General features: G+C 59.8%; 11 protein-coding genes. 7 read left to right on the top strand and 4 right to left on the bottom strand.

Annotated elements, in window-relative coordinates:
• Positions 1-35: 35 nt before the first annotated feature.
• Positions 36-566, top strand: a complete 531-nt coding sequence (locus GORHZ_RS30340; protein WP_006337444.1) for a hypothetical protein — start codon at positions 36-38, stop codon at positions 564-566.
• Here GORHZ_RS30340 and GORHZ_RS23115 read toward each other — a convergent pair.
• Both GORHZ_RS23115 and GORHZ_RS30335 read right to left on the bottom strand, forming a co-directional pair.
• Positions 543-1,406, bottom strand: coding sequence for a hypothetical protein (locus GORHZ_RS23115; protein ID WP_006337443.1), 864 nt, complete (start codon positions 1,404-1,406; stop codon positions 543-545). The two genes, GORHZ_RS30340 and GORHZ_RS23115, sit on opposite strands and share 24 nt — an antisense overlap.
• A gap of 62 nt (positions 1,407-1,468) precedes the next feature.
• The gene (locus GORHZ_RS30335) at positions 1,469-1,684 is read right to left on the bottom strand and encodes a hypothetical protein (protein ID WP_006337442.1); all 216 of its coding nucleotides are present in this window, start codon (positions 1,682-1,684) and stop codon (positions 1,469-1,471) included.
• Between the two features lie 384 nt (positions 1,685-2,068).
• Between GORHZ_RS30335 and GORHZ_RS23110 the strand changes: the two genes are divergently transcribed.
• The 3 genes from GORHZ_RS23110 to GORHZ_RS23100 are packed head-to-tail and all read left to right on the top strand — an operon-like array spanning position 2,069 to position 5,675.
• The gene (locus GORHZ_RS23110) at positions 2,069-3,592 is read left to right on the top strand and encodes a type I restriction-modification system subunit M (RefSeq protein ID WP_006337441.1); all 1,524 of its coding nucleotides are present in this window, start codon (positions 2,069-2,071) and stop codon (positions 3,590-3,592) included.
• Positions 3,589-4,758, top strand: a complete 1,170-nt coding sequence (locus tag GORHZ_RS23105) for a restriction endonuclease subunit S domain-containing protein (RefSeq protein ID WP_006337440.1) — start codon at positions 3,589-3,591, stop codon at positions 4,756-4,758. Before GORHZ_RS23110 ends, GORHZ_RS23105 begins: the two co-directional genes overlap by 4 nt.
• Positions 4,755-5,675 (top strand): restriction endonuclease, encoded by a 921-nt coding sequence (locus GORHZ_RS23100; protein ID WP_040533144.1) that lies wholly within the window; start codon positions 4,755-4,757, stop codon positions 5,673-5,675. The genes GORHZ_RS23105 and GORHZ_RS23100 overlap by 4 nt, the downstream gene beginning before the upstream one ends.
• Positions 5,676-5,772: 97 nt before the next feature.
• Here the strand turns inward: GORHZ_RS23100 and GORHZ_RS23095 are convergent, their stop codons facing one another.
• Positions 5,773-7,614, bottom strand: a complete 1,842-nt coding sequence (locus tag GORHZ_RS23095; RefSeq protein ID WP_006337438.1) for a GIY-YIG nuclease family protein — start codon at positions 7,612-7,614, stop codon at positions 5,773-5,775.
• A 166-nt stretch (positions 7,615-7,780) separates the two neighbouring features.
• Between GORHZ_RS23095 and GORHZ_RS23090 the strand changes: the two genes are divergently transcribed.
• The 3 genes from GORHZ_RS23090 (at position 7,781) to GORHZ_RS31045 (ending at position 14,116) form a co-directional block, all read left to right on the top strand.
• Positions 7,781-11,233 carry a DEAD/DEAH box helicase family protein gene (locus tag GORHZ_RS23090; protein ID WP_006337437.1) on the top strand — a complete coding sequence of 1,151 codons (3,453 nt, stop codon included), beginning with the start codon at positions 7,781-7,783 and terminating at the stop codon, positions 11,231-11,233.
• Positions 11,234-11,301: 68 nt separating this feature from the next.
• Positions 11,302-12,885 (top strand): ATP-binding protein, encoded by a 1,584-nt coding sequence (locus GORHZ_RS31050; RefSeq protein WP_157205335.1) that lies wholly within the window; start codon positions 11,302-11,304, stop codon positions 12,883-12,885.
• Between the two features lie 34 nt (positions 12,886-12,919).
• Positions 12,920-14,116, top strand: coding sequence for a phospholipase D-like domain-containing protein (locus GORHZ_RS31045; RefSeq protein ID WP_157205334.1), 1,197 nt, complete (start codon positions 12,920-12,922; stop codon positions 14,114-14,116).
• Between the two features lie 96 nt (positions 14,117-14,212).
• Here the strand turns inward: GORHZ_RS31045 and GORHZ_RS23080 are convergent.
• The coding region (locus tag GORHZ_RS23080; RefSeq protein WP_006337434.1) for an HNH endonuclease family protein at positions 14,213-15,058 on the bottom strand (846 nt) is incomplete at its 5' end.

Below are 15,058 nucleotides of genomic sequence, written 5' to 3'. Positions count from 1 at the left end.
ACGGCTAGGGACATGGCCGGCAGCTGCGGCACCGTGTGCTGGAAGACGCCGTTCATGAGCTCGACGACGTCGACTTTGTCGGCTTCGACGAGGTCCTCCACGCGTGCGGCAAAGCCAGTCGTCTGGTCGTAGGAGAGAGCTGTGAGGCCGAGTCGGCGGAGCTGATCGGCTGTGAGGCCGAGGAAGGTCTCGAAGATCTTGGTGAACAGCATCGGCCGCTTTTCGAGCGCATTGATGAGGGCCAGGGTGAAGAACTGGAAGGGAGTGAACTCCCGGGGGCCACCTTTGTTGTCCTCCACCATGACCGTGTGGAGGAGGTGGCGTGCGGGCGCGCGCAGTGCGCCGTCGAAAGCAACCCTGAAAGTCTCTGCGCTGCAGCTAGGTCCATCACCACGTCCCTTGGTTCGGTGGCGCGGGATGCTCTTCACACTGGCCATGAGTCAGAAGTCGTAGAGGCGTGCGTCCGAGGTGATGTCCGCGGACGCGGCAAGGTCAGTCAGTTGCGGGAGCAGCGGCTCGGTGAACTTCAGCGTTCTGCAGCCCTAGGCGGCCATCACGGCGGGTAGCGGAGCTGATGAAGCCAGCGCGTCGAGCGCCCAGGTGAGGCGCAATCGCGACATCGTCAGCGGGCGCAGGCTGGTGGGGAGGTCGCAGTGCCCGATCAGCTGGGAAATCGTCTCGACCCGGGGGACCGGTTTGTCACGAATGAGGAAAGCACCTTTCGGCAAGGAAGCAATTAGCGTTTCGAGGAGACGCGCGTAGCGTGTGCGAACGGGGACCACGCGAGCCGGCAATTCAATCGCGACTCTCCCTGACGCTGCGTTGATGACGCTGTCGGTGGTGAGAAAGGCGACCTCGTCGGGTGTAAACCCGGCCCAGAGACCCAGGCCGAGGAGTGATTGGAGTACCCGGCGTCGAAAAGGGCTGGATTGAGAGTCAACGCATTTGACCAGCCATCGGCACTGTTCGTCGGTGTAGGGTGGCCGGCTCTTGGAGGTTGGATAGACCGGTGCAGGTGAGTCCCAGCGAGCTTTCCGAGTGACGCGCCGTCCGACTGTCCGCAACACCGATCGACGCGTTCCGCGACTGACGGGCGAGAGATGTCTGCATGCCGTAGCCACATAGTGCTCGACAACCTCGGGTAAGAAGAGCCGCTCGCGCTCACGGGAGCGCTGCTGATCGACCGCCCATGCGAGGAAATGGGTGACTGCCAGCATGTGATGGTCGGCGGACGTTCCCGTCGCCGGCTGAGAGTCGCGGACGATCTGACGCACTTCGTCTTCGATGACGCGCCACGTCGTCTCCGGTATTTGTCGAGGCACGTAGCCGTCGATCGCGACGTCGATTGGCGGATTCCTCTCGGCCTGGTCACCACCGGGACGGAGCGTGTCGAGATCGACACGCATATGTCGCGAGCGTGCGCGTGCGGAAAGACAGCAGGTAGCATCAAGGGGACTCAATGCAGGGGTTAGATGAAGCAGCGGCGCCAACTGCTGTGAGATGTCAGGCGCTGATCGTGCAGGTCGGCGCCGACACGCGACACGGACTGTCCATTTGCCTGGGCCAGCCGATAAAGGCGGGCACCAAGTGGAGTCGGCAGGCGCAGCTCCACACGCGTTACGTCGCCGGGCTTGTTGATACGCGGCGAACCGAAGTGTGCGGCCGGAACATCGGCGTCCTTCATAAGTGCCTCCTACCGGGTAGTTCCGGGGACTTCCGAGATCAATGCCACTACACCCGGAGGCACTGGTCAGGGACGCTTTTCGGCCTCGTCGTGGCTGCATAGCGCGCGTAGTGCGCACACCACGCGGTGCGCGCACAGCGCGCGGTATGCGCATTGAGGGCGACCGAAAGTTCAGGTAGAGGCTGTGCAGCTACCCGCGGGTTGGCTCTCATGGAGCGTTTACGAGCAAACCAAGGATGGCGATTTACGTCGTCAGGGCGCGCATCAGACGCCAAAGATTGCCTTTGCCGTCGCGTGTCGCGCCAAGGTTGTCGGCGGACTGTCCGAGCGGTGCGCTATACAGTTCTGTTCGGGTTCACCACGACTGTTTGGGAGTACGCGAGAGTGATCACGGGAGAACAGAAGAGCAAGGTAGACGCCGTCTGGGACGCATTCTGGTCCGGCGGCATCTCCAACCCGCTGGAGGTGATGGAGCAGATCACCTACCTGCTGTTCATCCGCCGCCTCGACGACGAACAACAACTCGCCCTCAACCGCGCCAACCTCACCAAGAAGTCGATTACGGGCAACCCATTCCCGGTCGAGCGGACCGAACTGTGCTGGTCAGAGTTCAAGAACTACGCCCCCGACGACATGTTCCGCACCGTCGACGAGGACGTGTTCCCGTTCATCCGCACCATGCGCGACGAGGACTCCACCTACGCCCACTTCATGAAGGACGCCCGCCTATCAATCCCCAACCCGGGAATGCTCACCAAGGTCGTCGACCTCCTGGACAAGATCGAGATGCGTGACCTCGACACGAAGGGCGACATCTACGAGTACATGCTTGCCAAGATCGCCAGCTCCGGACAAAACGGCCAGTTCCGCACACCCCGCCACATCATCAAACTGATGGTCGAAATGATGGCCCCCGAACCCGGTGACACCATCGTCGATCCCGCGTCCGGCACCTGCGGATTCCTCGTCGCGGCCACCGAATACATGCGCGAACACCACGCCGCCGACATCAACTCCGGCACAGGCGCTAAGCACTTCCACCACGACATGTTCCATGGATTCGACTTCGACAACACCATGCTGCGCATCGGTTCGATGAACATGCTGCTGCACGGCGTCGAACAGCCGGACATCCGCTACCGGGACTCCCTCGCCGAAGCCAACACCGGCGATGCCGGCGCGTATTCACTCGTGCTGGCCAATCCGCCTTTCGCTGGTAGCCTCGACTACGAGAACACCGCCAAAGACCTGCAGCAGATCGTCAAGACCAAGAAGACCGAACTTCTGTTCCTCGCCCTGTTCCTGCGGCTGCTGAAGCCCGGCGGCCGCGCCGCCGTCATCGTGCCCGACGGCGTGCTATTTGGCTCATCCAAGGCCCACACGACCCTACGCAAAACGCTCGTCGACGACCACAAGCTCGACGCCGTTGTGAAGCTGCCTTCTGGAGTCTTCAAGCCCTACGCAGGGGTGTCGACCGCGATCCTGTTCTTTACGAAGACAAACTCGGGCGGTACCGATCACGTCTGGTTCTACGACGTCCAGGCCGACGGCTTCTCGCTCGACGACAAGCGGACCGCGTTACTCGATGGCGACAAACTCGGGCCACTGGCCCAACTCGCGGACGAACAGCATTCCTTGAACAACCTGCCCGATGTCCTCGCACGCTGGGCCGAACACGACGGCAAGGAACTCAAGCGCGAGCGCACCGATCAGTCGTTCTGCGTTCCGCGAAGAGCAATCGAAGAGCAAGGCTACGACCTCAGCCTCAACCGGTACAAAGAAATCGTTCACCACGAAGTTGAACACCGCGCACCCGAAGAGATCCTCGACGAACTCGACAAGCTCGAACTCGACATCCAATCCGGCCTCGCGGAGCTGCGACAGATGCTGGCTGGCGGTGCCGAATGATTCCGCTCGGTGACCTTCTCTATGAGTTCAAAGACCGACCAAAACCCGGCGAATCCGAACCTGAAGTTCTCACCCTGACCGAGCGTAATGGATTTGTGGCGCAACGTGATCGGTTCAGCAAGCGCCTCGCAGTAGAGAACACCAGCAAGTACAAGCTGATCGGGATGTTCGACATCGCCTTCAATCCATACTTGCTGTGGGCGGGAGCAATTGCTCAGAACCGACACTGGCACAAGGCGATTATCTCCCCGTTGTACCCGACCTTCCGCACACGAGAAGCAGTCGATCCAAACTACCTGATCAGATTGCTGCTCACCGAAGACATGATTGCCCGCTACGACACGATCGCCTATGGCTCAGTGCCACGAAAACGCAGAACTAGCGTCGATGACTTCTTGGCGCTCCAGGTCCCTGATCTCCCTCCCCTCCTCGAACAACGCCGCATCGCAGCCATCCTCGACCACGCCGACACGCTTCGCACAAAGCGACGCGAAACCACTGTCGGGTTGAACGAGCTGTCAGAGGCGATCTTCGTTGAGATGTTCGACCGCGACATAGAATCCGGTGATTACATCTTGCTTGGAGAGGCACTGTCGAGTATCGACTCGGGCCGAAGTCCGAAGTGTCAAAGCCGACAAGCATCTGATGGTGAGTACGGGGTTCTGAAGCTGAGCGCGGTGACAACCGGTACGTATCTCCCTGGCGAAAACAAGGCGCTACCGCTCCACGAGTCGGCTGATGCATCTAATGAAGTCCGCGTAGGCGACATACTCTTCACCCGAAAGAACACGCGCGACCTTGTAGCAGCTAGTGCTTACGTGCAGTCGACACCAGCGCGAATGCTGTTACCAGACTTGATATTCCGACTGAACCTTCGCGATCACGTAGGACTCGATGCGCGGTATGTTCAGCGAGCCCTCATGTACCCTCTCATTCGTGCCAAGATCCAGAGGCTTGCCGTGGGCTCAGCCGGGTCGATGCCGAATGTATCGAAGGCCAAACTCGCAACCGTTGCAATTCCGCGGCCCTCGATGGACAAGCAGCGTGAGTTTAGGCGGCGGATAGAGAAGGTCGAGGACCAAAGAGCCCAGCAGCTTGACAGCGAAAAGGCTTTGGACACCCTCTTCACTTCACTCCAATCCCGCGCATTCCGGAGTGCACTGTGACAGCTGATGATCGAGTATCGAACCTTCCTGTCTGGCAGGGATTCTTGCGCCCGATCCTTGACACCATTTCGGATCGCAAGACTCGATCGCGTCGGGAACTTGTGGCAGATGTCCTCGTGTACATGCAACTCACAGAGGAGCAGCTGGGCGAGCAGGTAGCGACAGGCGGGAACCGGGCCGAGGGGCGTTGTGGTTGGGCCCTTTCGGATTTGGTGCGTGCGGAGCTCGTCGACCGTCCCCGTCGAGCGACATACCAGATCACTGATGCTGGCATCGCTTTCCTCGCTGAGCACACCGGGGATATCAGCGATGCTCACCTGAAGCTGATCCCGGCCTACCAGGCGTACACGCCATCAACGCCGATAGATCAGCCCAAGACGCCCGTCATTCACGAGTCGGCCATCGAACCACTTGAGCAGATCAACGAGGGCGTCGCGCGCCTTCACGACGAGGTCAAGACCGACTTGATTAAGCGCATCCGTGAGCAGATGCCCGACTTTCTCGAGAGCGCAGTTCTCGAGTTGCTCGTCGCAATGGGGTACGGAGGGACGGAGCAGAAGGCTACGCGGCTCGGCGGGACAGGGGATGGGGGAGTTGATGGCGTAATCGATCAGGACGCCCTCGGCCTGGACCAGATCTACGTCCAAGCAAAGCGATATGGGCAGGGCAATACCGTTGGGCGGCCAGACATCCAGGCATTCGTAGGAGCGCTGCATGGCATGGGTGCCTCCCGCGGGATCTTCATCACCACGAGCTCGTTCTCACCCGGTGCCCGCGAGTACGCCAACAGCGTGAGCACCCGCATCATTCTGATCGATGGTGAGCGGCTGGCCGGCTTGATGATCAAGTACGGCATTGGGGTTCAGACGCGAGATGTATTCACCGTCGTCGAGGTTGACGAGGACTTCTTCGACTGAACGGTGGCGATTGCAATTTCGCTGCTTGCCGTCCGGGCTGGCTCTCACTCCGGACCGCGGTGACGCCGGTGAGCACCAGCGCCAGGTTCGTCGGTTCTCAGCCCTGGACACCGAGGATCGCGTTCACCAAGACGGGGTTGTGAGAGTCCCTGTTCCTGCCGGGCCTGCTTTGGCGCATCAGGTGAAGTGCTGCTGTCGCGGCTGCGCGAGTCACAGCGGTGTCGTCGAGGAGGTCGCGGAGGGATTGGAGATCTGGTGTCCACAGCATCAAATTGAAGGGTCCGGCCGCTTGATACGGCGATTCGGTGACGGATACGCCGGGGTGCTGGCGCATGAATCGCACCAGTGCATCATCCGCCATGTCGGGACCGAGAAGTTCGACACCGTTGACGTGCAGCATCGCCCGCAGGTGCCCGTTCTTGTCGATCATGATCCGCAAGGCCTCGGTCCAACCGATGCTGAGGTTTGAGAGCGCCCGGTGAGGGGGGATCACAGCGGGAGAGCTGAGGACCCAATGCACATGTTCGGTGTGTAGTGGGAGCGGAAGGCAGCGCTGCATATAGGTCCACAGCAGCGAGCGTACTGTTGTGGCGCCAGCCCCAGCGCGTTTGAGCCAGAGCTCATATGCTTCCTCGCCAGCAGCGATTCGAGCCGAGTTCGGTGTGAGTGCGCGACCTGTCACATCCTCTCGCCTATTTGTCCCGATCGGGTCTGATAGCCACTCAGCCATGGACGTCCCGTTTTGGTCGAAGATCTCGTCGAGCGGCCGTTGCTCCCCGCTGAGGTATGTCATCTCTGCTTTGTTGCGTGCGGGAAGCCCAGCAGCTTGGATGCTGTGGATTAGGGTTCTTTCCTGGTCGAGAAGGTGCCGGAGCGGATTCGCGAGGCTGTTTGCTGCGGGGTCGGGACGGAGCCGAATGCGTTTGATGTCTTTGCGGAGAGTGCGGTGTCCCTTGAGGCGTTCCGCAATAGAGATCGATTGTCCGAGATAGCAGTCACCGTTCTTGAACTCAAGCAGGTAGTAGCCGACATTGCCGGCGCCCAGGTCGTTGAGGGTCTGCTGTACGACTTTGGGTATAGCGGGTGCAACTGCTGGTCCAAAGTCGTGATGCTGGGCCCATTCATGGACTGCGTGGAGCCGTTGCTTCACGTCGTCCTTGGTGTTAGTCGACGGGACCGGTCGGGAGGGGAGAACAGAGGCCTTCATCGCATTGCCCGCGGTATGTCGCTCGACAGGGGCGTCGATCCCGGGACGCAGTGTCCACCCGGGGGCGCTGGACAACGCGTACGTCATGACGTCATTGATGCTCACGAGGTTGCGGTCGCCGTGCGAGGAAACTGCGACGGTGTCTTCTGTCGCAAACCTCCACTGCACTCGGCCGTCGTTGGCTGACTGCCCCCCGTAGGCAACGTCGATGTACGAAATGTCAGCCGGCAGCTGCAAAGCCCGGAGCGCGATTGCCGCGCGGTCGCGGTCGATGTCAGGTGTCACTGCATGAATGCGCATCTGCGGGGTTCCGCAGCCGTCTGCGCCGGTATCGTCGTGGCGCGCGACGACATGCCAGCCGCTTGTCACCAGAGTCGTAAACAACTCAGCCAGCTCGACGTGTGCATCGAGAGTCGCCATGAACTGCTCGCTGAAAGCCTGCTCGTCGTTTGAATCCAGATCTCGGACCTCCTCGGGAATCAATAGAGACCAGAGAGCGACCTTCGAGGAACTGGCGGCGATATCGGCTTCGGGAGTGCGATCTATCCACTGACCGTCTTCGTACGTCATCACGAGATTGCCGTCTTTGACCTCGTCAGAGCTAGCAGTCAATCGCAAGCCCGTTTCGCACGGCTGGAGTCCGATCGCGAAGTCGGTGGACAACAAGGGAAACGCCGGCAGCTCGACGATCTGGTCGGCGACGAACGCAGTTCTGTTTGTGGCGATTGACATCGGACCCCATTCCCGTATTGAGCCAGCGAACTGATTGTGCCCGGCATGCCCGACAGCGTCGCAGCGAAATCGCGCTTTGTCGCCTTGTCAGGCGACCGATGTAGTCTGTCTGGCTCACCTCAACCACGGCTGAGGTATGTCAAGATCGGACAGGTTGGAAGGAGGCATGGTGGCCGGCAACTTCGACTTCTTGCAGGGCGAGTGGCCCCAGGTGCATGCGTCGGCGAAGAACGCCGAACGAGATGCGCTGTTCGATAGCCGTTCCACCTGCTTCTATGCCCGTCGGACGGTCGAGGCGGCCGTCAAGTGGCTCTACACGGTCAATGGCTTGGACAAGCCGTACAAGGATGATCTGTCGGCCCGCATCCACGGCCCGGCGTTCCAGGCGCTCGTGCCGGGTCCGGTGCAGACGAAACTGGATCTGATTCGGCGGGCGGGCAACCACGCAGTCCACGACGACCGCCCGATCGGGCAGGAATCCGGCATCCGCCTGCTCGAAGAACTGTTCCACGTCCTGTCGTGGCTGGCCCGCACCTACGCCACCCAGCCCGAATCGAAGCCGAAACCAGGGCAGAAGCTCGACCGCGCCGCACTCCCGAAGCCGGGCGGCGGAGTTGCGGTCGCCAAGACGATGGCACAGCTGCAGAAACTCGGTGCCGAGCTCGAGGCCAAGGACGCCCAACTCGAACAGGCCGCCAATGTGCGCGCGGATCTCACCGAGCAGCTGCTGGCGCGAGACGAACAACTCAAGGCGGCCGACGCCGCCCATGCCAGCCTTGAGGAGCTTGTCGCCCAGCTGCGCGCCCAGGTCGCCGCCGCACAAGCTGCTGCAGCCAAGCATGCCGATACCCACGACTACGACGAAGCCCGCACCCGCACCGACATCATCGACCTGCTGCTGCGCGAAGCCGGATGGGTTGTCGACGCCCCGCGGGTTCGGGAGTACCCGGTGACCGGGATGCCCGAAGGCAAGAACGGTTTCGTCGACTACGTGCTGTGGGGCACCGACGGACGCCCCCTGGCGGTGGTGGAAGCCAAACGCACCTCCCAGGATGCGACCGTCGGACAACACCAAGTCAAGCTCTACGCCGACTGCCTCCAACAGATGCACGGCCAAAGACCGATCATCTTCTACACCAACGGTTTCGATACCTGGCTGTGGGACGACGAGAACTACCCACCACGGGAAGTCGAAGGCTTCTACACCCGCGACGAGCTCGCCCTGGAGATCCAGCGGCGCACCACCCGCAAGAGACTCGCCGACGTCGACATCAACACCACGATCGTGGAACGCCCCTACCAGACGAGGGCGATCCGCAACGTCACCGAAGGCTTCGAGACCAACCGCCAACGTGCCGCGCTGCTGGTGATGGCCACCGGCTCCGGAAAGACCCGTACCGTCATTGCCTTGTCAGACATGCTCATGCGAGCGAACTGGGCGAAACGCATCCTGTTCCTCGCGGACCGCAAAGCGCTGGTCAAGCAGGCGGTGAACGCCTACAAGACGTTCCTGCCGGATGCATCACCGGTCAACCTGCTCACCGAGAAGAACACCGACGGCCGTGTCTACGTGTCCACTTATCCGACGATGATGGGGCTGATCAACGACCTCGACAACGGCCGGCGACGCTTCGGCCCGGGGCACTTCGATCTCGTCGTCATCGATGAAGCCCACCGGTCGGTGTACCAAAAGTATCGGCGGATCTTCGAGTACTTCGATTCCTACCTCCTCGGGCTGACCGCGACTCCCAAAGACGAGGTCGATTACAACACCTACCAACTGTTCAACCTCGAAACGGGTGTTCCCACAGATGATTACAGCCTCGACGAAGCCATCAAAGACGGCTACCTCGTGCCACCGCGGGCCGTAACGGTGCCATTGGCCTTCCCGCGATCGGGCATCAAGTACGACGATCTGTCCGATGAGGAGAAGAAGCGGTGGGAAGGTGAGGACTGGGGCGAAGACGTCGACCCGGATGAGTACCCCGACGAAGTGTCGTCGGAAGCGGTCAACAAGTGGCTGTTCAACACCGACACCGTCGACAAAGCCCTCGAAGTCCTGATGACCCGCGGGCACCGCGTCGCCGGTGGTGACCGGCTCGGCAAGACGATCATCTTCGCGAAGAACCAGAAACACGCCGACTTCATCGCCCAGCGCTTCGACCGCAACTACCCGCAATACAACGGCCAGTTCGCCGCCGTCATCACCCACGCCGTGTCCCACGGCCAGGACCTCATCGATCAGTTCTCCCAGCCGACATCCGAACCGCACATCGCGATCTCCGTCGACATGCTCGACACCGGCGTCGACATCCCCGACGTCGTCAACCTGGTGTTCTTCAAACCCGTAAGGTCCAAGACCAAGTTCTGGCAAATGGTCGGCCGCGGCACCCGCCTGCGACCTGATCTCTACGGGCCAGGACAAGACAAGACCGACTTCTTCATCTTCGACCTCTGCGGCAACGTCGAGTTCTTCAACGCCCACCCCGCACCCGCCGAAGCACGCCTGCCCGCCTCACTGTCGGAGCGACTGTTCACCGCCCGCACCGACGTCGTCTGGGCACTCGACCGCTCCCACACCAACACCGACCTGCGCGAACAGATCACCGACGTCCTGCACACCCAAGTCGCGGGCATGAACCTCGACAACTTCCTCGTCCGGCCGCGTCGCAAACAAGTCGAGGTCTACCGTGACCGCGGCAAGTGGGTGTCGCTGAACGAACAGAAGGTCCGCGACATCGTCGACAACCTCGCCGACCTCCCCACCACCGTCCGCGACACCGACGAAATGGCCAAACGCTTCGACCTCATAGTCCTGCGCGGACAACTCGCCGTAATCGAAGCCGACGACACCACCCTCGAACGTCAGCACGACAAAGTCCGTGTCATCGCCGGTGGCCTCCTCGAGCAACTCACCATCCCCAAGATCAAAGCCAAGGAAGAACTCCTGCGAGAAGTTGTCTCCGAGGAGTGGTGGGAAGACGTCACCCCTGAGATGCTCGAAGACGCACGCAAGGAGTTGCGCTCCCTCGTTGGGCTTCTCGAGAAGACGAAGCAGCCGATCGTCTACACCGATCTGCAAGACACGTTCACTGGTGATGTCACCGAGGTTGACATGCCATACATGGCGACCGGCACCGACAAGGAACGCTTCAACGCCAAGATGCGCGACTACCTTCGTCGGCAACCAGATAACCTCGCGCTGCAGAAGCTGAGGACCGGGAAGCCATTGACCCAAGCCGACATGGACTCGCTCCAGGAACTCCTCGCCCGAAGTGGTGCTGGTTCACCGGAGGAACTCCAACAAGCGATCGACGACGCCCACGGCCTTGGTCGCTTCATCCGATCGCTCGTCGGGCTGGATCGGCAGTCGGTCAACGAGGCATTTGCCGAGTTCATCAACGACAACAATGCCACCTCCGACCAGATTCACTTCGTGGGTCTCGTAGTTGACTACCTGACTAGAAACGGCGCGATGGACACCTCGCAGCTCTTCGAGCCACCATTCACGGATAGCGCGCCACAAGGACCGACCCAAGTGTTCGAGGCCGAGAAAGTCGTAAGGATTGTGGAGACCATTGAAAGTGTAAGCGCCGCTGCAGATCAGCACAGCGCATAGTTCTTGAGAATTAATGTACGCGTGACTAGGAAGATGAGGGTTGAATGACTAGCGCTCCCCGATATGGCATGGGTGACGCGGTGCCAAAGACAGTTCGCCAGCACGATCTCGAAGCCTATAAGAAGAAGTTCGTCACCGCAACACGCTCTGGAAGAGAGTTGTTGCTGTATCTTGAGCGCTCAACGTGTGGGGTCTGGAGGTGCGAACAGGACCAGGTAGACCGTCGACGCTGGTGGCTGAATATTACTTTGCCGAAGAACGTCGCAGAAATGTTCGATGCGCACCTGGAGATTCTGCTGGTCTATGTCGAGTACGACTCCGTCGAGCCGAGGCTACTCGAACGGGTACAAGAACGCCTCTCCAAGACTGCCCGTATCGACAACGGGATATTCCTCATTGCTAGTTTTGACGCCAGCCTTAATCGACTTCTCCGTCGTCGTCGGGGCGAGTTCGCGGCCATCGATCTTGATTTGAATGAACTGAATCCAGAGTACCCAGATATTCGCCACAAGATGTCTGAGGTTCTCACAACAGTCGACCACTATGACATGACTACCCCTATTCATGACCCTGGTGGATTTTTTGGTCGGAGCGACGAGTTTCAGGAAATAATTTCGGACATCGAGCGCGGGCAATCCGTCGGTGTATTCGGTTTGCGCAAGACGGGTAAGACCTCGCTCCTCAATTACGTAGCTCGGCGAAGAAGGGATGCACGAAAACCAGTTATATGGCTTGATATTAGCGGACTGTCCTCGGCGGACGATTTCCGTCTACGTGTGTTGCAGAGCACCTGGGAACGAGTCTCTGAGCTGATTGACGGTGATGACTTGCCGAAGCTGAGTACTCTCGACAGGACGGGAGACCTCAAGGTCGGAATTGACAGACTCCGCCTTCAATGGCTTCGAGATGTGCAGGTGCTATCACTGGCTGTGGGCGAGCGTCTGGAACTCTTTATCGATGAGGTCGATCAACTCCTGCCAGGAAGATCGATCCTCGCAAGCGAATCGTCTGATCTGCTTGTCGCTTTCACTCAGCTTCGTGGAATGATTCAAGATCCCCACCCGAGTCGCGGCGCATTGCTTGTGTGCGCCGGTGTTGATCCGGCCATTTTTGAAAGACCCATTCTTGGTTCAGGCGCCGACAACCTTGTCTACAAGTTGGTGCGTTTGATGTACCTCTCCCCGCTCTCTCGTGATGACATGGCTGAAATGGTGAGGGATCTGGGGAGGCGGATGGGAGTTCGCGTGAGAAGCCATGAAGTTATCGATTTCTTGTATAGCGAATACGGAGGGCATGCGCTGCTAACACGCAAGGCATGTTCCCTTGCATGCAGATCTCGAAGCCGCGACGTCATCCCATGGCATATGGACGTCGACTCCGTAAGAGATGCGGCTCGGGAGCAGGGCGAAGGGTCGCCCCTCCAGCAGGCCCGGGAGATACTGGAATCGTTTGGTGAATGGTTCCCGGAGGAGGCTTCGCTGCTGGGAGATCTGTGGTCGACAGACCCAGAGGATCGCGAGCTTGCGAGGTTGGAGATCGAGGAGAACCCAAGCGCTGTGGCACACGCTGTCCCGTACGGCTTGCTCAAAGCCGGAACGAGCGAATCGCGAATTCGTGCTGTTGAACGAGCGGTGAGCGGTGCCGACATCTAGCTGGCTTCCAAGCGAGTCCGAGTGGATTGATCATGTGGCCTCCGAGATGCTGGATGGACGGAAGTATCTCGTGCGTGGACTACCGCGATGGGGGCTTTCGACAGTCTGTGAATCGTTGGTAGACATCTTCGGCGACAGTGCACAATTGGTCAGAGGGCGAGACTTTACGGAGAGTAATCAGAGCGAACTTCGAGAACGCGTAGACGAATCCGTTACTGCAGCCGTCGAGAAGCATGGAATCGCTCAATTGGTGTTCGACGATTACGGGCACGCCCTGCGGAGGAGTCAGGGCGGAGCGTTGCACTCGACTTTGTACCGTTTGCTAGTGGATGGGAGATCTGCCCGTGACATCGGCGCGTTCTTTGTCGCGCGCACCGCGGATCCGCTTGATCCTCATTTTTCAGGGAGCCCGTTGCTGAGCCGTGTCGAGTCCAAAGCCCTTCCACGGTTGCATGACGACGATTGTGCCGCAGTTGGGCAATCTTCCATCAGGCTGCGTGCTCTTGCTGGAGATTCGACATGGCTCGCGCGCAGGTTCCTGGGGAAGTCTGCGGACGAAGCCGAACTGGACACGGTGGAACGACTGGCGCACGATGCACGGCGACTCGTAGAGGCCCTCCCGCCGGATACAATCGAGGTCTTGCGAAATGTTAGAAGGGCCAGCGACATAACACCGGCTGGGCGGGAAGCACTGCGGTGCATCGGGAGTGTCATTGGCGACCAGTTCGAGCTCGCCGAGCTAGTGGCGCAGACGCCCCTTCTCGATGAGGTTGAGGCAGTGAGCCCGGGCTGGCCAGCAGTACTCGATGCATCCGTTGGGCAGTTTGCGAAGCTCTTGAACGGAGTATCGAGCGCAATATGGATTGACCGGTATATCTTTTCAGATCCAAGCGATGCTGCCAGATTTCTTGCTCTGCTAGCGAATCACTCCGGATCAAAATTGCGTATACTCACTAGTGATGACTATAATCGGCCGGATCTCGCTAACGAGATACGGACGGCGTTGAGGGACATCGATAATGTGCAGGTCCGGTTCATGCTGGGCTCCGATCGTCGTGCCCTGCACGATAGGCACTTGGTAATTCCGGCAGACAAGACTGGCTACACCTTGCCCACATCTGGGGTAATTGTCGGACGTGATGACCCAGGGTCGGCAGTCTCGACGCGAATGCCCTACCTTTCATTTGACTATTCGAAGTGTTGGCAACGAGCGCGTGTCGTCTACCCGTGATCGGAGCACCGAGATCAGGCGACAGTGGGAGCGTTCAACCTTCTCGCATTGCATTACCTGTGCTAACCTTCTCAGGTCTTGAATGCGCAGATTCGGCTAGTCTAAGGAATCGTCGTCCTCATCGAGTTCGTCCATCGAGTCCAGATCGTCGTCTGTTTCCTCGTCCGCAGGAGCGATGTCCGGTCGTGGCCAGACTTGGAGTGCGAGAGCGGCCAGATGTGCACAGCGTAGATTGATTCGAACCTCGTCCCATCCCGTAGCCCAGGCTTCCGCCGCATTGGTGTGGAGTCCAGGTGGGGCAGACAGAATGGATGCTGTGGTGACGAGCATGGTGCTCTTCGCTTGGAGCGCCGACTTCTTCTTGGGCCAGGCCTGGTTGCGCATTTGAGAGTTCAGGCGGCCGTTGGTCAGTGTGAGATTCCCGACTCTGTTGATGGCTTGCTCGCGCTTCGCGACCAACTCTTCGTCGTTTTCGTCGGGCAAGGGCCAATGCTCTCGCCACTTCTGCGGCATCACATGCTCTATATTGAGACGCTCCCATTGGGCACGGATCGGGCTCACCTCTTCAGTTTTGTCGTCGCGGAGGTGATTCTCGATTCCCGCGAAGAACGCCCGCTGACGGGGTCGAGCGAGAGCGTAAAAGTTGGTTCCCATGAGGGCGGCAACGAACTCTCCATCATCGGGCCAGATGCGTGTCTCGCCAGACGTACGAGCCAATTCCTTCTCGATGGCGTCGCCGGCGAGACCGTCGACTGCAGTCCTAGCGTGGGCCTTCTGTAGTACGGACACGAAGTTCCGGTTGTAATCCTTGGTCGTCAGTCCGCACAGCATTCGACGCGTGACGTAGGAGTACAGGGCGTGAGCGGCCTTCTGGCACTGAGTGTCGGACACGCGGTCGTCGCCGTAGATCCCCAGGATCAGTGGCCATAGGGTGTTGGTCTT

The sequence above is a fragment of the Gordonia rhizosphera NBRC 16068 genome (assembly GCF_000298195.1).
Lineage (GTDB): Bacteria > Actinomycetota > Actinomycetes > Mycobacteriales > Mycobacteriaceae > Gordonia > Gordonia rhizosphera.
The sequence above is the reverse complement of the archived record's forward strand: the minus strand, read 5'-3'. Positions and strand labels throughout refer to the sequence as shown.